This is a genomic window from Azospirillum agricola (assembly GCF_017876095.1).
GTDB classification, from domain to species: domain Bacteria; phylum Pseudomonadota; class Alphaproteobacteria; order Azospirillales; family Azospirillaceae; genus Azospirillum; species Azospirillum agricola.
In genome coordinates this window covers 110,648-131,173 of record NZ_JAGINM010000015.1, presented here as the reverse complement: position 1 = coordinate 131,173, position 20,526 = coordinate 110,648, and the positions used below count along the sequence as shown (strand labels likewise).

The 20,526-nt window shown below is 71.0% G+C and carries 18 protein-coding genes; 2 read left to right on the top strand and 16 right to left on the bottom strand.

All coding sequences use genetic code 11. The features are described from left to right. Positions 1-5: 5 nt before the first annotated feature. Positions 6-1,046, bottom strand: a complete 1,041-nt coding sequence (locus J2847_RS21790; protein ID WP_209780934.1) for a lipid A deacylase LpxR family protein — start codon at positions 1,044-1,046, stop codon at positions 6-8. On the opposite strand from J2847_RS21790, the gene J2847_RS21785 reads away from it, so the two are divergent. Then, entirely contained in the window at positions 1,045-1,296 is a 252-nt protein-coding gene (locus J2847_RS21785) for a hypothetical protein (RefSeq protein ID WP_209780933.1), read from the top strand. The two genes, J2847_RS21790 and J2847_RS21785, sit on opposite strands and share 2 nt — an antisense overlap. On the opposite strand, the gene J2847_RS21780 is transcribed toward J2847_RS21785, so the two are convergent. From J2847_RS21780 to J2847_RS21725, 12 genes are all read right to left on the bottom strand, one after another. Beyond that, on the bottom strand, positions 1,289-2,257 hold the full coding sequence (locus J2847_RS21780; RefSeq protein ID WP_209780932.1) for a quinoprotein relay system zinc metallohydrolase 1: 969 nt from the start codon (positions 2,255-2,257) through the stop codon (positions 1,289-1,291). The two genes, J2847_RS21785 and J2847_RS21780, sit on opposite strands and share 8 nt — an antisense overlap. Beyond that, positions 2,254-3,117: a quinoprotein dehydrogenase-associated SoxYZ-like carrier gene (locus J2847_RS21775; RefSeq protein ID WP_233474690.1), complete on the bottom strand. Its 864-nt coding sequence runs from the start codon at positions 3,115-3,117 to the stop codon at positions 2,254-2,256. The genes J2847_RS21780 and J2847_RS21775 overlap by 4 nt, the downstream gene beginning before the upstream one ends. A gap of 115 nt (positions 3,118-3,232) precedes the next feature. Further along, positions 3,233-4,141, bottom strand: coding sequence for a shikimate dehydrogenase (locus tag J2847_RS21770; protein ID WP_209780931.1), 909 nt, complete (start codon positions 4,139-4,141; stop codon positions 3,233-3,235). An 83-nt stretch (positions 4,142-4,224) separates the two neighbouring features. Next, positions 4,225-6,171 carry a bifunctional sugar phosphate isomerase/epimerase/4-hydroxyphenylpyruvate dioxygenase family protein gene (locus tag J2847_RS21765; RefSeq protein WP_233474689.1) on the bottom strand — a complete coding sequence of 649 codons (1,947 nt, stop codon included), beginning with the start codon at positions 6,169-6,171 and terminating at the stop codon, positions 4,225-4,227. A gap of 160 nt (positions 6,172-6,331) precedes the next feature. Next, entirely contained in the window at positions 6,332-7,402 is a 1,071-nt protein-coding gene (locus J2847_RS21760; protein WP_233474688.1) for a Gfo/Idh/MocA family protein, read from the bottom strand. Then, positions 7,395-7,853: a type II 3-dehydroquinate dehydratase gene (gene aroQ, locus J2847_RS21755; protein WP_209780930.1), complete on the bottom strand. Its 459-nt coding sequence runs from the start codon at positions 7,851-7,853 to the stop codon at positions 7,395-7,397. Before aroQ ends, J2847_RS21760 begins: the two co-directional genes overlap by 8 nt. A 102-nt stretch (positions 7,854-7,955) precedes the next feature. Continuing rightward, positions 7,956-8,678 carry an amino acid ABC transporter ATP-binding protein gene (locus J2847_RS21750; protein WP_085554705.1) on the bottom strand — a complete coding sequence of 241 codons (723 nt, stop codon included), beginning with the start codon at positions 8,676-8,678 and terminating at the stop codon, positions 7,956-7,958. 150 nt (positions 8,679-8,828) lie between these two features. Continuing rightward, the gene (locus J2847_RS21745; RefSeq protein WP_209780929.1) at positions 8,829-9,680 is read right to left on the bottom strand and encodes a transporter substrate-binding domain-containing protein; all 852 of its coding nucleotides are present in this window, start codon (positions 9,678-9,680) and stop codon (positions 8,829-8,831) included. Between the two features lie 82 nt (positions 9,681-9,762). Further along, positions 9,763-10,419, bottom strand: coding sequence for an amino acid ABC transporter permease (locus J2847_RS21740; RefSeq protein WP_085554546.1), 657 nt, complete (start codon positions 10,417-10,419; stop codon positions 9,763-9,765). A gap of 11 nt (positions 10,420-10,430) precedes the next feature. Then, a complete protein-coding gene (locus J2847_RS21735) occupies positions 10,431-11,099 on the bottom strand; it encodes an amino acid ABC transporter permease (RefSeq protein WP_209780928.1) in 669 nt (222 codons plus the stop codon). A 382-nt stretch (positions 11,100-11,481) separates the two neighbouring features. Continuing rightward, on the bottom strand, positions 11,482-12,381 hold the full coding sequence (locus tag J2847_RS21730) for a TetR family transcriptional regulator (protein WP_209780927.1): 900 nt from the start codon (positions 12,379-12,381) through the stop codon (positions 11,482-11,484). A 387-nt stretch (positions 12,382-12,768) separates the two neighbouring features. Then, a complete protein-coding gene (locus tag J2847_RS21725; RefSeq protein ID WP_209780926.1) occupies positions 12,769-14,472 on the bottom strand; it encodes a methyl-accepting chemotaxis protein in 1,704 nt (567 codons plus the stop codon). Positions 14,473-14,792: 320 nt separating this feature from the next. Here J2847_RS21725 and J2847_RS21720 point away from each other — a divergent pair, with 320 nt between their 5' ends. Then, positions 14,793-16,769, top strand: coding sequence for a PP2C family protein-serine/threonine phosphatase (locus tag J2847_RS21720; RefSeq protein ID WP_209780925.1), 1,977 nt, complete (start codon positions 14,793-14,795; stop codon positions 16,767-16,769). A 13-nt stretch (positions 16,770-16,782) separates the two neighbouring features. Here the strand turns inward: J2847_RS21720 and J2847_RS21715 are convergent, their stop codons facing one another. The 3 genes from J2847_RS21715 to J2847_RS21705 all read right to left on the bottom strand — a co-directional run bounded on the left by J2847_RS21715 (position 16,783) and on the right by J2847_RS21705 (position 20,497). Further along, positions 16,783-17,934, bottom strand: coding sequence for a DNA topoisomerase IB (locus J2847_RS21715; protein WP_325169459.1), 1,152 nt, complete (start codon positions 17,932-17,934; stop codon positions 16,783-16,785). A 67-nt stretch (positions 17,935-18,001) separates the two neighbouring features. Further along, complete coding sequence (locus J2847_RS21710) at positions 18,002-18,808, bottom strand: FadR/GntR family transcriptional regulator (protein ID WP_209780924.1); 807 nt, start codon at positions 18,806-18,808, stop codon at positions 18,002-18,004. Positions 18,809-18,934: 126 nt separating this feature from the next. Continuing rightward, complete coding sequence (locus tag J2847_RS21705) at positions 18,935-20,497, bottom strand: class I adenylate-forming enzyme family protein (RefSeq protein ID WP_209780923.1); 1,563 nt, start codon at positions 20,495-20,497, stop codon at positions 18,935-18,937. Positions 20,498-20,526 lie beyond the last annotated feature (29 nt).

Genomic DNA, 20,526 nt, shown 5'->3' with positions numbered 1-20,526 from the left:
GGCGCCTAGAAGCGCGCGGACACCGACAGCGACCCGTAGGTGTCGGCCTTGTCCTGGCCGTCGAACTCCTTGGTGCGGAAGATGTGGGTGTAGGCGACGCGGACGTCGCTGACCGTCACGGCGAAGCCGAGTTGCAGGTCGCCGACCAGCGGCTTCTTGTCGACGCTGGGGCTGGAGCGGAACGTGTTGCCGTCGAGGAAGATGTCGCGGGCCACGGCGCGGCCCTGGACGCTGGCGAACAGATACCAGCCGAAGCTGCGGTCCGGCTCGAAATAGCTGGTGCCCTGGAAGGGCGGGGCGATGCGTGGCGGGCCGTAATCCTGCGGCAGGTCGGCGCCGATCCGCAGGGTCAGCCCGGCCGAGGCGAGGGTGTAGACGTTGCCGAGGCTGACGCCGAGGTCCGGCGTCGCGTCGAAGGCCAGCCCGAAGGGGGAGGCCGCGTAGACGCCGCGCCAGGCGCGGTTGTAGCTGAGCACCACCCCCGGCTCGTTGCGGAGCTGGTGGCCCCAGCCGCGCGGCTTGCGGGAGTCGGTCAGCCGGTGCACGAATTTCTGCGTCTCGTCGGCGAGCGACGCCGGCCCGACCACCCCGAGCGTCAGGTTCAGGCGGTCCAGCGTGGTCTCCGTCTCGGAGGCGAGGCCGGCGTTGACGTAGAGGAAGCCGGCGTAGGGCCGGTCGCCGGGATCGGGCACCGGCGGCTCGATCTCGCGCGGGGTGAACATCTTCTGGCCGAGCGCGTAGGTGATCCGCCGTTTGGTGCCTTGGTTGAACAGCGGCAGGGCGTCGGCCAGCCCGTCGACCCAGCCCGGCAGGCCGGGCTGCGCCGGGGTGTAGGAAAACTGGATGCCGTTCGTGTAGTGCCGGTCGTCGTTGGCGAACAGGTCGTTCTCGACGATGACGGAGAAGATGCCGTCGGGATCGCGCTCGGTCTTCTGCGCCAGCGCCGGGTTGCCGGGCAGGTTCAGCAGTCCGGCCAGCAGAAAGGCGGTCGCGGGGGAAAGGGCGAGGGATCGGACGGGCCGCCGGATGGAGCGGGGGGCGCGCATGCTGGTCCTCTTCTTGGCGGCGGGAATTTCGATGCGGGTGCTGATTGTTCGTGAATTAAGCGGTATGCGATCGTTTTTGCGATTCCAGAACTGGAGCTTTCTTTCCAAAGCGCAAGCCCTGCCCGCAGGGATTAGCCCGCGCTTCTCGGTCCGGGAAACCCGATGGGCAACCGTCCAAAGCCCCTCCCCGCAAAGGAGAGAGGCTTTTTCCGTCATGCGATTGTCCGAAGACCCCCTGCCCGTCAGTTGACGCGGGGCAGGCTTTCCCGCTCGATCCGCGGCCAGAGATGCGCGACCGAGCGGCGGTATTCGGCGCGCAGCACGCCGAGCCCGTGGAAGCGCTCGGGGATCGGCAGTTCCAGCGCGTCGGTCATGTCGAGCCCGGCCTCCACCGCCGCGCGCAACGTGGCGTCGAGCCAGGTCAGCCAGTCGCGGGTCTGGGCGACGCAGGCCTTGTCGGGGCGGATGTGGCCGTGGTTGGGCACCAGCAGGCGGACGCCGTCCAGCGCCTCGACCGCGTCCAGCGCCTTCAGCCAGTCGGCGACGTCGGCGTGCGGGGTGGTCGGCGTGCGGCCGCAGAAGACGACCCCGCCGGCGAACAGCACGCCGGTCGTCTCGTCGAACAGGGCGAGGTCGGCGGCGGTGTGGCCGTGCAGCGGGATCAGCCGCAGCCGGTGGTCGCCGAAGACGACGGTGGACCCGAACACCGGCTCGTCCGGGATCACCACCTCGGTGCCGCGCATCCAGTCGCCGATCATCCGGTACATGTTCTCGGCGATGCCGGGCCCCTCCTCGCGGATGCCGGCGATGGTGCCGGGCAGGGCCGCGACGGGCGCCTCGGGGGCGAAGGCCTGGGCGCCCAGGAAATAGTCCGGGTGCAGGTTGCTGATGTAGGTCTTGCGGACCGGCTTGTCGGTGACGCGGCGGATCGCGGCGCGCATTTCCTCGCCGTAGCGGCGCGACGGGCCGGTCTGGATGACGATCACCCCGTCGGCGGTGACGATGAAGGCGGCGTTCAGGATGTTGCCGCCGTTGTCGCGGGTGAAATGCTCGGTCGAGCCCTCGAAGACGTAGGTGTCGGGGGCGATCGGCTTGGGCGTCAGCCCGTAAATCCGTGGCCCCTGGGCGCCGGCGGTGCCGGACAGGAGGCTCCCCGCCAGGACGCCGGCGGCCAGAAGCAGGCTTTTCAGGAGGCGGCTGCGCGGCGTCATTGGCCGAGGCTCCGGTCGGCGGCGGCGGTGGGAACGGGCGCCGGCAGCGGGATGGTCGCGGCGATGACGCCGCCCTGGTTGTCGCGCCCGCTCAAGGTCAGCGCCGTGCTGCCCGGCGGCGGGCGGAGGTCGAGCGAGAAGACCGGATCCTCCGACACCGGCTCCAGGCTGTCGATGCGGGCCAGCTCGGGGCCGGGACCGGCGGCGCCATGGGCGCGGACGCTCAGCGTCTCGATGAAATAGGCGGGGATGCCCGCCACGAGGCCGGTGTCGTTGGGGTGGCGGACGCGCAGCCGCAGCCGTGCCGTGCCGTCGGCGCGCGCCGGCCAGGCGCGGGCCTGCACCTCCCCGACATGGTCGGCCCAGTCCGTCTGCGCGTAGGTGGCGGGCGGCGCGCTGCATCCCCCGCCGGCCGCGTCCACCAGCACGCCGGAGACGTGCCAGACCCCGTCGGCGGTGCGGGCGGCGCCGTGGACGGCGGTCGCCTGCTGAATCTTGATGCGGGTGGCGATGGTCGCCGCCGCCCCGTGGGGGTGGTAGCGCAGGACCAGCGGAAACGGGTTGAGGTCGGCGATGGCGACGATCTCGACCACGTCGGGCAGCGCGCTGGCGTCGATGGCGATGGGGACGGCGCGGGTGTCCTCGGCGTCGGCCGGCGCGCTCACCTTGACGCGATCGTCGAAGCGGAGTGGCGCGTCGCCGAAATACTGGTCGCGCAGCGCCTCCCACATGACCGATCCCAGCGGATCGGGCGGATCGGGCGGATCGGCCGCCGCGGCGGAAGGACCGGCGATGGAGACCAGCATCAGCGCGGCAAGCCCCCGCAGTGCGCCGCCCGCGATCATGAACGCCCCGCCCATCGCTTCCCCCCTGCTTCCGGTCCGGCTCCCGGCGCGCCCACGATAAACTTCGTCCGCCTGCGCAATAATTGGACTTTCGTACAAGATCGGGCGGCGAGGCGAGGGGAGGCTGCCGTCAGCCCTGGTTCTGCGCGTCCATCGACAGGAATTGCCGGCGCATGCGCGCGGCGTCGGGCTCGATGCCGGTGAAGAGGCGGAAGGCGTCGGCCGCCTGGTAGACCGCCATGCCGCCGCCGTCCAGCGTCCGGCAGCCGCGTGCCCGGGCCTCGCGCAGCAGCGCGGTCTCCAGCGGGAAATAGACGATCTCGGCGACCCACAGCCCGCCGTGGAGCTGCTCGGCCGGCAGCGGCAGGCCGGGGAACTTCGCCATGCCGGTCGGGGTGGCGTGGATCAGCCCGTCGGCCGCCGCCATCGCCGCCGCGAGGTCGCTGGCCGCCGCCGCCCGGCCGGCGCCGAAGCGGGCGTCGAGCTGCCCGGCCAGGGCCTCGGCCCGGCGCGGGTCGGCGTCGACGACGGTGACGCGCCCGGCGCCGAGCTGGAGTGCGGCGTGGCCGACCGCCGCACCGGCCCCGCCGGCCCCCAGCAGCAGCACCCGGTCGCGCGGCACGTCGGGCAGCCCGTCGCGGAAGCCGGCGGCGAAGCCGGAGCAGTCGGTGTTGTGGCCGATGCGCCTGCCGTTCCGGAAGACCACCGTGTTGACGGCGCCGATGGCGCGGGCGTCGTCCGACAGGTCGTCGAGCAGCGGGATGACCGCCTGCTTGCAGGGAAAGGTGATGTTCAGCCCGGTGAAGCCCATGCGCTCGGCCGAGGTCAGCAGTTCCGGCAGGGCGTCGGCGCCGAGCCCGAGCCGGTCGAGGTCGATCAGCCGGTAGATGCAGCGCAGCCCTTGCGCGTCGGCCTCCCGCTCGTGCATCGCCGGGGTGCGCGACGCCTGGATGCCGGCGCCGATCAGGCCGACGATGACGGAGGCGGGCGGGGTGGAGGGGTGCGCCTTGGCGGGCGGGGTGGCGGGCGCGGCGGTCATGAGGCCTCACTGGGGAAAGACATGGGTCCGGTCGGGGGCGGCGCCGGCCGGGAGGGGGCTGCGGGTTCGGCCGCCCGCCTCCCCTAGTCGAGATAATCCTGCGGGCGGGCGCCCTCGCGGAGCTGGGCCTGGATGGCCATGCGGACCGGGGCGTTGACCGCGCCGAACTGGCGGTAGCCGCCGCGCCGCTCGACCACCTCGAAGAAGAAGCGGTCGGCGAAGCTGTCGGTGTAGGCGTGGCGGAACTCGCCGCCCCCGCCCCCGCTTCCGTGATCGTCGCGGTCGTAAAGCAGCTCGCGCCGCTTCAGCAGCGCCAGCTCGTCGTCGTCGAGCGGGTGCTTGACCGCGAGGTCGTCGTAGTAGTTGGCCGGGATCGGCAGGAAGGGGGCGCCGGCCGCCGACAGCGCCTCGACCAGCGCGGCGGCGTCGGGCGTGCCGAAGGCGACGTGGTGGACGCCGGCCCCGGCGGTCGCGCTGACGAAGCGGCCGGTCGCCGTTCGCCGGCTCTCCGAGATGTTCAGCGGCAGCCGCACGCCGCGCCCGGCCCCGGCGTCGGGGCTGACCAGCGCCCGGCTGCGGATCAGCCCGTAGGGGTCGGGCAGCTCCCACAGGGTCTCCGGGACGAAGCCGAAGACCGCGCGGTAGAACAGCACGAAGCTGTCCATCCGCCCGAAGGGCAGGGCCTGGGCGACATGGTCGATGCCGGTCAGGGTCGTCGCCGGATCGTCCTCCACCGCCGCGCCCGGCAGCAGATGGAAGTCGTCCTCCCAGATGCTGCGGCCGGCGGGGTCGCCCTCCACGAGATGTATCAGCGTGCCATCGGGGGCGCGCAGCGCCGGGATGTGGCGCTCGCCGTCGCCGACCCGCTCGCGCCACAGCACGCAGCGCAGCGCCTCGGCCCGCGCGATGGCGCGCTGCGCGTCGTCGACCCGGAAGGCCATGGCGCAGACCGAGGGGCCGTGCATCTGGAAATGCTCCGACGCCGCCGAATCCTCCTCGCTGTTGAGCACGAGGTTGACGCCGCCCCGGCGGTAGAGATCGACGTCCTTGGAGCGGTGGCGCCCGGCGTGGCGGAAGCCCAGCGTGCCGAGCAGCGCCGCCAGCTTTTCGCGCGCCGTGGCGTCGACGGCGAATTCGAGGAACTCGACGCCCTGGCAGTCGGGCGGCGCCGGCAGGCCGGGGCCGTGGCCGGCCTCCGCCTCGACATGGATGAGGGAGCGCAGTCCGTCGAGCGCGGTCAGGCGGGCGGGGGCGGCGCGGAACTCGTCGTTGAAGATCTCCAGCGACAGCGGGCCGCGGTAGCCGGCGTCCAGCACCGCCTTGAGGAAGCCGGTGACGGGAAGCTGGCCCTGGCCGGGGAAGTTGCGGAAATGGCGGCTCCAGGACAGCACGTCCATCGACAGCTTCGGCGCGTCGGCGAGCTGCACGAAGAAGATCTTCCCGCCCGGCACATCGGCGAGGCCGGCGTAGTCGTCGCCGAGCGACAGGGTGTGGAAGCTGTCGACGATCAGACCCAGCGCCGGGTGGCCGGCGCGTTGGACGATGTCCCAGGCCTGGGACCAGCGGTTGACGTGGCGGCCCCAGGCCAGCGCCTCGTAGCCGACGCGCAGGCCGCGCCTGTGGGCGCGCTCGGCCATCTCGGCGAGGTCGGCGGCGGCGCGCGCCGGGTCGTCGATGGCGGCGGCCTGCGTGTTGGAGCAGACCAGCACGAGGTCGGTGCCGAGAGCCTGCATGACGTCGAACTTGCGCTCGGCGCGGTCGAGGTTGCGGGCGCGGATCGGGTCGGGCATCGCCTCGAAGTCGCGGAAGGGCTGGAAGATGGTGATCTCCAGCCCCAGCCCCTCGGCGATGCGCCGCACGTCGGCCGGCGAGCCGTCGAAGGTCAGCAGGTCGTTCTCGAAGATCTCGACCCCGTCGAATCCGATGGCCGCCGCCGCCTCCAGCTTCTCCGGCAGGGTGCCGCTGAGCGAGACCGTGGCGATCGACTTGGCGAAGGTGAAGGGGGCGGCGGGCATGCGGTGGGCTCCCATGCGGTGGGCTCCTGGATGCGGGGCAAAGAACCCCTGCCTCGGTCTGCCGGCGCCGTCGCGACGGCGGCGGGGCTGCAGGTTACGGTCCGGATGGAGGAACGATCCGTTGGCCAGACCCGTCATGGCCCAGGCAGGGGAAGGGCGGAGGGACGGAAGGGCGTCAGGCGCAGGCCGGCTCGACCCGGCGGCCGGTGGCGGCGGCCTGCTTGACGGCGGCGACGACCTTCAGCGTGTTCAGCCCCTCCCGGCCGGACACGACGGGGGCCTCGACGCCGCGGATGACGTTGCACAGGTTGCGGATTTGCAGACCGAGCGGATCCTCGACGCTGGTCGGCAGCCGTTCGCGGGCGATCGGTTCCCACCAGCTCGGCCGGGTCGGATGGTGCCACAGGTCGAGCTGGGGCACCGTCAACGAGCCCCGCGTGCCGCCGATGGTGTAGCAGGTCTCCTGCGTGTGGCTGTAGGCCGGGTTCTCGCCGCTGGTGAACTCCCAGCTCCAGGGGGCGGCGATGGCGTCGGAGACGTTGACGGTGCCGAGCGTGCCGCTGGCGAAGCGCAGCAGGATGACCGAGGTCTCCTCCACCGCGTTGCCGCGCAGCGCGTTGGATTCCAGCGCCTGGACCTCCACCACCTCGCCGCACAGGTGGCGCAGCAGGTCGACGTCGTGGATCAGGTTCAGGAAGACCGGCCCGGCCCCCTTCTCGCGCCGCCAGGGCGCCTCGAAATACTCCTCGGGCTTGCAGAACCAGCAGGTCCCCTGCACCGAGACGATCTGGCCGAGCCGGCCGGATTCGATGACCCGCCTGGCCTCGCGGATCAGCGGGTTGTGGCGGCGGTGGTGGCCGACCAGCAGCGGCACGCCGGCCTCCTCCGCCGCCTCGACCAGCCGGGTGGCGCCGCCGACGTCGTCGGCGAGCGGCTTCTCCACCAGCGCCGGAATGCCGGCGGCGACGCTCTCCAGCCCGTTCCCGACATGCATCTGGTTGGGCGTGGCGATGATGACGCCGTCCGGCCGCCCGGCGCGCAGCATCGCCGCGAAGCTCTGGTGCCAGGGGACGCCCAACTCGGCGGCCAGCGCCTCGGCCGCCGGGGAAGGATCGACGATGGCGGCCAGCTCCGATTCCGGCCGGGCCAGCACCTGCTCGATGTGGCGCTTGCCGATCAGCCCCGCCCCCAGCACGGCCAGCCGGACCGGCGGCCCGCCCATGCCGGCCTGCGCCGCCTCAGCCATCCTGGCGTGCCTTCTCGTCGATCAGCCAGCCGACGCGGCGCAGCGCGAGGCTGTAGCCCTGGGTGCCGCAACCCGCCATGACGCCGTCGGCGCGCAGCGAGACGAAGGAGTGGTGGCGGAATTCCTCGCGCTTGTGGACGTTGGAGATGTGGACCTCGATCACCGGCCCGTCGAAGGTGTTGAGCGCGTCGAGGATCGCCACCGAGGTGTGGGTGAAGGCGGCCGGGTTGATGACGATGCCGCCGGCGGTCTCGCGCGCCTCGTGGATCCAGTCGATGAGTTCGTATTCGCGGTTGCTCTGGTGGAAGCGGATCTCCAGCCCGAGTTCGCTGGCCAGGGCGCGGCACTCGGCCTCGACGTCGGCCAGCGTCGTGTGGCCGTAGATGTGCGGCTGGCGCTTGCCGAGCAGGTTCAGGTTGGGACCGTTCAGGACATAGACGAGGCGGCTCATGAGGTCATCCTTCTGACTGGGACGTGCTGGGATTGCGTCTTCTCCCGTCATGGCCGGGCATGACGGGGACCGGAGGAGAGGGGCGCAGGGTCGTCCGGCGTTTCAATGGTGGGCCAGGATCTCGCCGAGGAAGGCGCGGGCGCGCGGGTGCCGCGGGGTGCGGAAGAAGGTCTCCGGCTCGGCCTCCTCCAGGATCTCGCCGTCGGCCATGAAGATCACGCGGTCGGCGACCTGACGGGCGAAGCCCATCTCGTGGGTGACGCAGACCATCGTCATGCCGTCGCGGGCGAGCCCGACCATGGTGTCGAGCACCTCCTTGACCATCTCGGGGTCGAGCGCCGAGGTCGGCTCGTCGAACAGCATGACCTTGGGCTCCATGCACAGCGCGCGGGCGATGGCGACGCGCTGCTGCTGGCCGCCGGAGAGCTGGGCCGGGTATTTGTGGGCGTGCTCGGCGATGCGGACCCGCTCCAGGAAGCGGCGGGCGGTGGCCTCCGCCTGGGCGGCGGTGACGCCGCGCACCCGCATCGGCGCCAGCGTGCAGTTCTGGAGCACGGTCATGTGCGGGAACAGGTTGAAGTTCTGGAACACCATGCCGACCTCGCTGCGCACCGCGTCGACGCTGCGGGTGCTGTCGTCGAGCCGCGTGCCGTCCACCGTGATGCGGCCGTCCTTGATGGTCTCGAGCTGGTTGATGCAGCGGATCAGCGTGCTCTTGCCCGAGCCGGACGGGCCGCACAGCACGATCTTCTCGCCGCGCCGGACGGCGAGGTTGACGTTCCGCAGCGCGTGGTAGGCGCCGTACCATTTGTTGACGTCCTCCATCAGGATCAGCGGATCGCCGGCGGCCGGAAGGGAGGCGGGGGACGGACCGGGAGCGGTTGGGCGCGTGGCGTTGATGTCCTGCACGGGGGAAGTCCCTGCGATGTCGGGGAGGAAGGGCGCCCAAGAGAGCGGGCGCCCGCAAGGGCCGCGTCAGCCGACGGTGAAGGGGATGCCTTCCAGCGTTTCCGGGAATTCCGGCGGCGCGAAGCCCATCCAGGTCTGGTAGACCTTGGCCAGTTCGCCGTTGGCCTTGATCTTGTCGATGAAGGCGTTGATCGTCGCGTTCCATTCCTTCTGGCCCAGCCGGGTGCCGGCGCCGTTGTACTGGCGGACGAAGTCGAGCTTGCGCTCGTAGGTGTCGGGCTGCGCCTTGTTGAGGCGGAGCGGGTAGAACTGGTTGGCGCCGACCGCCTGCACCTGCCCCGACAGCATCGCCTGGATGGTGGCGGCGTCGTCGTCGAAGCGGCGGATGGTGGTGCCCTCCGGCGCCGCCTTGGTCACGGCGGTGTCCTGGGCGCTCGACCGCGCCACGCCGATGATGAAATTCTTCATGTCGGCGTTGGTCTTGATGACCGTGCTCTTGGGCGCCACCAGCACGATGTCGTTGGCGGCGTAGGGCTTGGAGAACTGGATCGCCTTGGCGCGGTCGGGGTACATGCCCATGGTGGCGAACAGCACGTCGACCCGGCCGGTCACCAGCGCCGGGATGCGGTTGGCGACCGCCGTCGGCACGAACTCCACCGGCAGCCCCAGCTCCTTGCCGAGCAGCTTGGCGATGTCGGCGTCGTAGCCCTCCTGCACGCCCTGCGAGTTGAGGAAGCCCCAGGGCGGGTTGTCGCCCTGGATGCCGACGACGAGCTTGCCCTTGCTCTTGATGTCGGCCAGCGACTGGGCGGCCGCCATGCGGCTGCTCATCGTCAGGACGGCCGGAGCGGCCAGCACGGCCAGTCCGGTGGCGAGCAGGCTGCGGCGCGACGGGCGGAAGACGGGCGTGTCGGTCATGCTGGGTTTCCTCCGTTTTTGATGGCGTGTCTTTGGAGCCCCGCCGGCGGTTGCTGCCGGCGGTTGTTTCTTCGGGAGCCGGTCAGCGGGCGGTGGCCCGCGCCATCCGGTTTTCGATGCGCGAGCCGTAGAGCGACAGCGGCCAGCAGAGCGCGAAGTAGACCAACCCGACGACGCCGAAGACCAGCAGCGGCGCGAAGGTCTGGTTGGAGACGATCTGCCCGGCCCGCGCCAGCTCGATGAAGCCGACGATGGCGGCCAGCGAGGTGCCCTTGATGAGCTGGACCAGGAAGCCGACGGTCGCCGGCAGCGCGATGCGGAAGGCCTGGGGCAGGATCACGTCGCGCATCCGCGGCAGGTAGTGCATGCCGAGCGCCTTGGCCGCCTCGGTCTGCCCCTTGGGCAGCGCCTCGATGGCGCCGCGCCAGATCTCGCCGAGGAAGGCGCTGGCGTGCAGCGTGAAGCCGATGGCGACCGCCAGCCAGGCCGGCAGGTTGAGGCCGAGCAGCCCAAGCCCGTAATAGACGACGAAGAGCTGCATCAGCAGCGGCGTGCCCTGGAAGACCGCGATGTAGCCGGCGGTGATCCGGCGCGCCACCAGCGAGGTCGAGGTGCGCGCCAGCGCCACCCCCAGCCCGCCGATCCCGCCGCCGACGAAGGCGATGGCGGCGAGCAGGACCGTCCAGCTCAGCCCGTGCATCAGGAAGGTGAACTCGCCGAACCCGAAACTGTTGCCCATCACCGGCGCTCCTATCGGGTCGGGTAGTGGAAGTAGCGGCGCGAGAAGACCGAGAAGCCGGTCATCATCAGCCACGAGATGCCGAGGTACATCAGCGTGATGGTGAAATAGACCTCGAAGCTGCGGAAGCTGTCGGACTCGATCCGCTGGGCGACCGAGGTCAGCTCGTAGGCGGCGATGGCGGAGCAGATGCTCGACGTCAGCGTCAGCATGATGAACTGGCCGGTCAGCGACGGGTAGATGGCGCGCAGCGCCGGCTTCAGCACGATCATGCGGAAGACCTGGCTCTTGTGCAGGCCGAGCGCGAGGCCGGCCTCGATCTGTCCCTTGTCGATGCTCTGCACGCCGCCGCGGATGATCTCGATGGCGTAGGCGCCGCCGTTCAGACCCAGCGCGATGATCGCGGTGACGGTCGGGTTCAGCGTCAGCCCGATGTTGGGCAGGGCGAAGAACAGGAAGAAGATCTGCACCAGGAAGGGCGTGTTGCGGATCACCTCGACGAAGACGATGACCGGCAGCCGCAGCCAGCGGCGGTTCGAGCCGCGCATCACCACCCCGCCGATGCCGATGACCAGCGCCAGCGTCATCCCGGCGAGCGCCAGCCCGATGGTGGCGAGGCACCCCTGGAGCAGTTCCGGCAGCGCGTCGGCCACGACGCTGAAGTCGAGTGTGTAGTCCAAGGCGCCTCCTCCGCTCCCTTGTGTCCACCGTTTCCCTGTGGCGGGCCGTTCGTTGGGCCCGTCCTGTTCGCCGCGGCCGCCCGGAGGCGGCCTGAGGGGAACGTGGCGGGGCCGGCGCCGCGGCGGTGTCCCGTTCTGTGGATCGATTGGTAAACCAACCGGACGGTCAGTGTCAATGGAATTTGTGCGTCCAACGAACCAATCCATCGGTTTGCCACGAACATACGCACGAAAATATCGATTAATCAGTGATTTGGGTGAGGCTGTGAGAGGATGCCCGATTTTGGCGGCACTCAACAAACAAATAAATCCGCTTGGAGGGATGGTCGGCGGATGGAGAAACAAACAAATAAACAGCCGGAGCCGGTCCGCGATGGAAGGGTCAGGCCGCCTGGGAGCCGGCGCCGTCGGCCCGGACGAAGCGGAGGGTCGATTCGATGATCATCCGGCGGTGCTGCTCGCGGATCCTGGCGTCGGCCAGATCGATCTTGAAGATGAACGAGAAGGTGTAGCGGTTCGAGGAGCGGAAGAAGCAGAAGGACGAGATCAGCATGTGCAGGTCGACAGGTTCGATGCCGGGGCGGAACACCCCGTCGCGCTCGCCCCGTTCCAGGATGGTGCGGATGGTGTCGATGATGCTGAGGTTGATGGTGCCGATCGAGGCCGACTTCTTCATGTGCCGGGCCTGATGGATGTTCTCGACGCTGACCAGCCGGCTGCGCTCCTGGTGGCTGTCGTGGTAGTCGAAGGTCACGCCGACGAGACGGCGCAGCGCCTCCATCGGCGGCAGATCCTCCAGGCTCAGGCTCTGCTCGAACTGGCGGTTGTGGGCGTAGCTGGCCTCCAGCGCAGCGATGTAGAGGCCCTCCTTGCCGCCGAAATAATAGTAGATCATGCTCTTGGTCGTGCGCGTGCGCGCGGCGATCGCCGCCACCTTGGCGCCGCTGTAGCCCTTCTCGGTGAATTCCGAGATCGCCGCCTCCAGCACCTCGCGCCGCGTGCCCTCCGGATCGTTCCTGCGCGGCGGCGCCTTTCCGGGGGCTTTTCCGCGCGGCGGCCTCGCGGCCGCGTGCGGGGGCGCCATGCTCTCCGCCACGCCTTTCGCCGTGCTTTCCATTGACCGCGCGCTCTGGTGCGCCTGCCAGATCTCCAGCAGGCGGTTGGGATTGCCCCCGCCCACCTCGTTGCGCAGGGCGAACTTGTTCACCGGCCGGCCGGCGGCGACCAGCCGCTGCCCGGCGGTGATGATGTCCTGATCGGAGAAGGTGGGGCGACGGGCCATCGTTGCGCGCCTGGAAGGTTGGATGAAGCCGACAAACAAATTTATCTTGCGCGGGTCCGAATAAATTTGGCAAGGGCCGTGCGGAAAACGGCGCTTGACGGGCGACGGCGAAGCTTCGCACGAAAAACCTACCGTTTGGTATTTTATTCCGATACGAGAGGGACTCCGCCCGCGTTCCGCTGCGGCATCGACGCGTCGCGCGCGGGCGTCCGCCGCGAAATGCCACTCGCCCCGACCCGCGGCGCTTGCGGATGCCTTGCGCTTGACGGCGCTCGTCCGTCAGACGGCATGAGCGCGGTCAAGCGACCCTCCCGGATTCATCGCCTGGACCGAAACCAGCTCCCGATGAAAGGACGGGCGGGGAGGCCAGGCGTCGCGGCCGTCGCCTCAGGCGGCGCGGACCTGGGTGATGAAGCTCTGGATCTGGTCGCGGAGCTGGTCGGAATCGCGCGACAGGCTGTCGGCGGCGTCGAGCACCTCGGCGGCGGCCCGGCGGACGTCCCCGGCCGCGGCGCTGACCCCGGCGATGTTGCCGGAGACATGCTGCGTGCCTTGCGCCGCCTGCTGGATGTTGCGGCCGATCTCGTGGGTGGCCGCCGTCTGCTCCTCGACCGCGGCGGCGATGGCGCCGGCGATGGCGTCCACGTCGGTGATGGTCCGGCCGATGGTGTGGATCGCCGTCACCGTGCCGTCCGTCACCGTCTGGATCTCGGCGATCTGGCTGGCGATCTCCTCGGTGGCCTGGGCCGTCTGGTTGGCGAGCGCCTTCACCTCGCTGGCGACCACGGCAAATCCTTTTCCGGCCTCGCCGGCGCGGGCCGCCTCGATGGTGGCGTTCAGCGCCAGCAGGTTGGTCTGGCTGGCGATGTTCTGGATCAGGCTGACCACGTCGCCGATCCGCTGCGCCGCCTGGACCAGCCGCGTCACCAGCGCGTTGGTGCGCTCGCCCTCGGCCACCGCGTTGCGGGCGATGGTGGCGGCGCCGTTCACCTGACGGCCGATCTCGCCGATCGAGCCGCCGAGCTGCTCGGAGGCGGCGGCGACCGTCGCCACGTTGGCGGAGGCCTGTTCCGTCGCCGCGGCGACCGAGCTGGCCTGCTCCGTCGTCCGCTCGGCGACCCCGGTCATGCCGCGGGCGTTGGTCTGGAGCTGGCGCGCGGCCTGGGCCACGGCCTGGACGATGCCCTGGACGTCGGCGTCGAAGCGGTCGGCCAGCGCGCGCATGGCGGCCTGCCGGTCGGCCTCGGCCTGCCGCTTCTGCGCCTCGCGCTCCTCCTGGAGACGCTGGATGTCGAGGCTGTTGTTCTTGAAGACCTGGAGGGCGCGGGCCAGCAGCCCGACCTCGTCCCTGCGCTCCGTCCCCTGGATGGCGACGCCGAGGTCGCCGCCGGCGATGCTGGTCATCTCGGCGGTCAGGCGGTTCAGCGGGCGCACCACGAACAGCACGACGATCGAGCCGAACAGGCCGAAGGCGACCAGCAACCCGATGCCGGCGACGAGCGACAGGCGCATCATCACGCTCGCCGACAGGGCGACGGCGTGCTCCTGGGCCTCGCTGGTTTCGACGAGGCTCTGGTCGACGCGCTCGGCCAGCGCGGCGGTCAGCTTCTGGCGCACCGGGCGGCCGACATCGACCGACACCCGCATGGCGCTGTCGGTGTCGAAGCCGCGCGCCAGATCGATGGCCTTCTGCGAAACCCGCTCATACTCGCCGATGATGGTCTTGACGGCGAGGATGCTTTCGCGGTCGGCGGCCTGCTCGTGCTTGGCGGCGAGCTGGTCGATGGCGTCGAGGGCCTTGGCGATGTTGGCCTTGTAAAGCGCCTGGGCGACGTCGATCGCCGCGCGCGAGCCGGCGACGATGGCGTTGGCCTCGGCGTCCATGGCGTCGCCCAAGGCCGACTGGATGCTGATGGTCGCGGCCAGCCGGTCGGCGACCACCTCGGTGACGCGGCTGGTCGAGGCGGTCAGGTCGAGGATCGCCGAGCGCGCCGTCCACACCACGCTGCCCATGACGGCGAGCAGAATCAGGGCCGGGATGAGGAGCTTGTGGACCAGCTTCCGGTCGGAGAACCAGCGGTGGAGGGGCATGGGGGGCCTTCGTCGATGGTGTGCGGCAGGATGGAGCGGAACGGGGGACCATTTCCGATGGCGCCCCGTCCCGGCCCGCCCCTTCCAAAAAGGGGCGGGCGAGGGAGGGCATAGCGGCACGCGAACGTAAACAGATGGTTTACACTGTAAACTTTTGGTTCCGTCACTCCGGTATGCCTCCCCTGCGGGACGCTGGGGCGGGTGTCCGGGAAGGGGGTCTCATGACGGCCGTCGCCCCGCTGCGGCGCCCCGGCGCCTGGACTTGCGGGCGGCACACCGGTAGAAGCGGAGGGAACAGGCACGAAGACGGGCGCTTTCCCATGACGTTTCAACAGCGTTTGATCCTGCTGGTCACCGGTCTGGTGGTTCTGGCCGTGGTTGCGATCACCGCCGCGCTCGCCTGGACCACGCAGGGCGCCCTCTCCGCGCGCATCGAGACCGACGCCCGCATGGCCGCCGGTTTGCTGGCCCGTGCCGCGTCGCAGGCGCGCGACATCCCGCAGGACGTCGAGGCGATGCTGGGCGAGCGGCTGCTGTCGGAGGCGGTGCTGGCCGCCCATCTGGTGGCGCTCGCCGAGACCACCGCCAAGCAGCCGGCCAAGGCCATCGCCGACCGGCTGAAACAGGTCGCCGAACAGGGCGGCCCGGACGAGATCTGGATCACCGACAACCGTGGCCGCGCCTATCTGCACAACGTGCCCGGCCCCGACCCGCTGTTCGGCCAGGACGCCAAGGGCGGGCCGCGCCACAGCGCCTACACCGGGCTGCTGAACCGATCGCCGGCGACGCTGGTGTCGGACGCGGCGGTGGAGGGCGGCAAGCTGATGAAGTTCGCCGGCGTCGCCGGGGTGGACAAGCCGCGCATCGTCCAGGTCGGCGCCGACGTCCGCCGGCTGGCCGACATCGCGAAGAAGGCCGGTGCCGACGGGCTGATCGACGCGCTGCTGGCGACCCGCGCGGTGGAGGCGGCATGGCTGCTCGACCGCGACGGCCGGGTGGTGGCGCGCGGCGCCGTGATCGGCGAGTCCGGCGGCGGCCCGCTGTCCGATTTCGGCACCGAGACCGCCAGGACGGTGGCGCTGGCCGGGGGCGACGCCGTTCAGGTTGCCGCCGATGGCGGCAGCCTGCTGGCGCTGGCTCCCATCAAGGCGGCGGGGAGCGGCGCGCCCGCCGTCGCTGTCGTCCGCCTGCCCGGCGACGAGCCGGGGATCATGCTGCGCCGCCAATTGAAGATCGGCGGGCTGATCGGGGTCTTCGTGCTCGGGCTCGGGGGGTTCCTGTCGGTCCGCTTCGCCCGCGACCAGATGGCCCCGGTCGAGCGGCTGAGCGAGGCGGTCAAGGCGGTCGAGGCCGGGCGCTTCAACCCCTTCACCCTCAACGAGGCGACCGAGCGCGACGACGAGTTCGGCCGCCTGTCGCGCGTCTTCCGCCGCATGGCGATGGAGGCGACCGCCCGCGAGGAGACGCTCGACGCCCAGCTCCTGATGCGCGGCGCCGAGTTGGAGACCAAGACCGAGAAGCTGGCGATCGCCGAGCACATCCTGGAGGAGGAGCAGCGCGCCGCCCGCGACGTGCAGGCCAACCTGCTGCCGCGCCAGCTTCCCGTCGGCCGCGACAGCCAGTATTACGGCGCGCTGGTGCCGGCCCACGCGGTCAGCGGCGATTTCTACGACGTGATCGAGCTGGACGAGAACCGCGCGCTGCTCGTCACCGCCGGGGTGTCGGGCGGCGGCGTGCCGGCGGCCTTCCTGATGCTGATGGTGCGCGGCGCCATCCGCGAGCTGGCACGCCCGGACGCCACCCCCGCCGCCATCCTGACCGGCGCCAACGACCGGCTGTGCGGCGAGAGTCCCTTCGACGGGTTCGCCACCGCCTTCGTCGCCATCTACGACCGGACGACCGGCGCGGTGCAGCACGCCGCCGCCGGTCATCGCGGCGCCTGCCGCATCCTGGCCGACGGCACCGTCGAGCCGCTGAGCGAGGCCGGCGGCCCGGCGCTGGGCGTGCGCAAGGGCTCCCCCTACGGCGAGGCGACGAGCGTGCTGGGCCAGGACGACGCGCTGTTCCTCTGCACCGAGGGGCTGCTGCGCTCGGTCGACGCGCGGCGCGAGCCGTTCGGCGAGGAGCGGCTGGTCGCCCTGTTGCAGCAGAGCCGGGGCCTGTCCGCCCGCGACCGCGCCGAGCTGGTGCTGCGCTCCGTCCAGGCCCACGCCGGGCCGGAGGGCGTGGCCGGTGATCTGGTCTGTCTCGTGCTGCGGCGCCTGCTGCCGGTGGCGGAGGCGGCGGAGACGGTCTGAGGGCCTTCGTTCCTCAGCCGGTCTTCGTCCTGCGCCGCCGCGCGCCCTCGCGGGCGCGGGACTCGGTCTCCCGCGTCAGCCGTTCGCGCAGGAAGGCCAGCACGGCGGCCTCCTCGCCGTCCAGGCCGTCGAGCTGGTCGCGCAGCTCGTGCTCGACCTCGCGCTTCAGCGCCGCCAGCAGGCTGCCGTCGAGATAGGCGCCGAGCACCTCCGGGTGGACGTAGCTCTTGCGGCAGACCGCCGGGGTGTTGCCGAGCCGGGCCGCCACCTGCTCGATGGCGCGGGTGACGTTGCGCTTGGCGGCGGCTGCGCTGTCGAAGCTCTCGAACTCGGTCAGCGCCATCGCCGCCAGCACGGTGCCGGCCCAGGTGCGGAAATCCTTGGCGGTGAAGTCCTCGCCGGTCGCCGCCCGCAGATAGGCGTTCACGTCGCCCGACGTCACCGCGTGGCGGGCGCCGTCGCCGTCGACATACTGGAACAGCTCGTCGCCCGGCACGTCGCGGCAGGCGCGCACGACGCGGGCCAGCCGGCGGTCGCGCAGCGACACCTTCCACGCCTTGCCCGACTTGCCCTTGAAGGAGAAGCGCAGCTCCGCGCCCTCGATGGCGGCGTGGCGGTCGCGCAGCGTGGTCAGGCCGTAGCTGCGGTTGTCGCGGGCGTAGCTCTCGTTGCCGACGCGGATCAGCGTGGCCTCCAGCAGCCGCACCACGGCGGCCAGCACCTTCTCGCGCGGCAGGCCGCGCCGCCCGAGATCGGCGTCGACCCGTGCGCGCAGGCCGGGCAGGGCGCGGCAGAACTCCAGCATCCGGCCGAACTTGGTGCCCTCGCGCAGCTCGGTCCAGCGCTGGTGGTAACGGTACTGCTTGCGCCCGCGCGTGTCGCGCCCGGTGGCCTGGAGATGGCCGTCCGGGTCGGCGCAGATCCAGACGTCGCGGTAGGCCGGCGGAATCGCCAGCCGGGCGATGCGGGCCAGCGTCTCCTCCTCGCGCACCGGGGTTCCGTCGGGCCAGCGGTAGGCGAAGCCCTTGCCGGCGCGGCGGCGGCGGATGCCGGGCTCGTCGTCCGAGACGTACAGCAGCCCGGCGCAGGCGGCGTCCTCCTGCGGGGTGGAGGAGGGTGGCGAGGTGGCGGGGGGCGGGTCCTGGAATGCGGCGCTGTCCATCATGGAGCGGAAACGCTCCGGACGGCGGTTGGTTTCCGCAAGGGGCCGCGGAACGCGCGGCCCCTGCGGATCACAGGTTCGATTCCAGGACGTGCTGGGCATAGACCCGGTCGATCGGCTCGTCGATCGACTTGCCGATCAGCTCGAAGCCCTTTTTCCAGTCGTTGACGTGACGCTTCATCCACAGGAGCGCGTCGGCCTTGTCGCGCCTGTGCAGGGCGGCGACGATGGCGCCGTGCGCGTCGACGTTGCGCCGGGCCGCCTGCGGGTTCTTCTGGAACAGCATCTCGGTGGTCGGGAAGAACAGCTTGTTCTCCGGTTCGCGCGCCAGTTGCAGGACGCGGTTGCCGGCGGCCTTGCACAGGATGGTGTGGAATTCGATGTCGAGAATGGCCAGCTCGGACGGCTTGTCGATCGCGGCGCGCGACTTGCGCAGGTTGAGGTCCAGCTCGCCCAGCCCCTCGTCCGAGATGCGGTCCGCCGCCAGCTCGACGACCGCGGATTCGATGGCCATCGTCGCCTCCCACAATTCGCGGAAGGTGACCTCGTGCAGGACGAAGGCGCGGCTGATGCGGGTGGCGAGGCGGTCGTAGCGCGGGACGCTGGCGTACAGCCGCCGGCTGGAGTCGCGGCGGATCAGGCCGCCCTGTTCGAGCAGGCGGATGCCCTCGCGCACCGTCGAGCGGTTGACGCCGAACTGCTTGACCAGATCCGCCTCGGTCCCGATGGCCTCGCCCGGGCGGACGCGGCCGGAAACGATCTGCCGCTCGATGGCGTCGGCGACCAGCTTGTAGGCCGGCGACGCGGCGATCGGCCCGAAGCGGTTCCCGGCCCCCGTGTCGGCTCCGCCATCCTGGTCCTCGGGGTCGTTGTCCATGCTCTGCATCCGGCATCCTCGGGCGGCTCTGCGGCGCGCGACGGGTGCCGCAGCCTTGGAAAAAGGGAATGATCCTGCCACATCATCCGCTTGTCCGACAATGGAGATGATCCTGGGGGATATGATCTAGGCGGTGCGCAGCGCGGTCTTCAGCAGCTTGCCGTTCGGGTTGCGCGGCAGGCCGCCCTCGACGAAGGTGACGCGGTCGGGGACCTTGTAGTCGGACAGCCGTTCGGCGCAGAAACGCCGCAGCTCCTCCTCGCTGGTGTCCCGGCGGGTGACGACGAAGGCCTGGACCCGCTCGCCGAGCACCGGGTCGGGGTAGCCGACGACCGCCACCTCGGCGACGCCGGGGTGGTGGGTCAGCACGTCCTCGACCTCGGCCGAGTAGATCTTGTAGCCGGCCCGGTTGATCATGTCCTTCTTGCGGTCGAGGATGTGGACGAAGCCGGCCTCGTCGATCGATCCGATGTCGCCGGATCTCCAGTAGCCGCCGACGAAGGCGGACGCGTCGGCCTCCGGGTTGTTCCAGTAGCCGGGAACCACGGTGGAGCCGGCGATCCACAGCTCGCCCGGCTCGCCGGGCGGGACCTCGCGTCCTTCCTCGTCCATGATCCGCACATCCACGGTGGGCAGCGCCGTGCCGACCGAGTTCAGGCGTTCCGGCCCGGAATCCCTGGGCAGGATGGTGACCGGCGAGCTGGTCTCGGTCGATCCGTAGACGTTGAACAGGGTCAGGCCGGGGCTCTTGTCCTTCATACGCCGGGCGGTCGCCTCCGGCATCGGCGCGCCGCCGAAGGCGCCGACCCGCCAGGAGGAGAGGTCGAAGCGGTCGAACTCGGGGTCGAGCAGGCAGAGATTGTACATGGCCGGCACCATCAGCGTTGCCGTGACCGCCTCGCGCTCCACCAGCTCCAGGAAGGCCCGCGCCTTGAACTGGGGCATGACGATCAGGCAGCCGCCGGCCCCCAGGATGGCGTGGACGACGCCGACCAGCCCGGTGACATGGGCCGCCGGGACGGCCAGCACCATGCGGTCGGCCGGCCCCAGACCCAGCGCGTCGCGGTAGTTCAGGCAGGACTGCACGACGCCGAGGTTCGACAGCACCGCCCCCTTGGGACGGCCGGTGGTGCCGGAGGTGTAGAGGATGCAGACGGGATCCTCCTCCCCGGCCGGCGACGCCGCGGTTCCGCCCTCAGCATCCCCCATCAGCCCCTCGTAGGGTTCCGACCCGTCGGCCGTGCCGTCGACGGCGAAGCGCAGCCGCAGGCCGGGAACCGCCGCCGGGTCGGGCAGCTCGGCGGCGAAGGCCGCCTCGTGGACGAGCGCCGAGGCGCCGCTCTGGGTCAGGGCGTATTCGATCTCGGGCCGGCGCTGCCGGGTGTTCAGCGGCACATGGATGAGGCCGAGGCGGGCGCAGGCCAGCGACAGCTCGACGAAGGCCGTGCGGTTGCCGATCAGCGTGGCGAGGCGGTCGCCCTTGCGCAGGCCCCGTGCCGCCAGCCCGTTGGCCAGCCGCCCGACCCACCAGTCGAGGTCGCCGTAGGTCAGGCGCCGGGCGCCGTCGATGACGGCCAGGGCCGCCGGGGCGGCGGCGGCGGCGGCGCGGAACAGGGCGTCGACGGACGGCGGGCGCTCGGCGAGGCAGGGCACCACGCGGCCGAAATGGGATTCCCGGCGGATCATCATGCTGTTTCCCTCCTGTCATCCACCGTTGC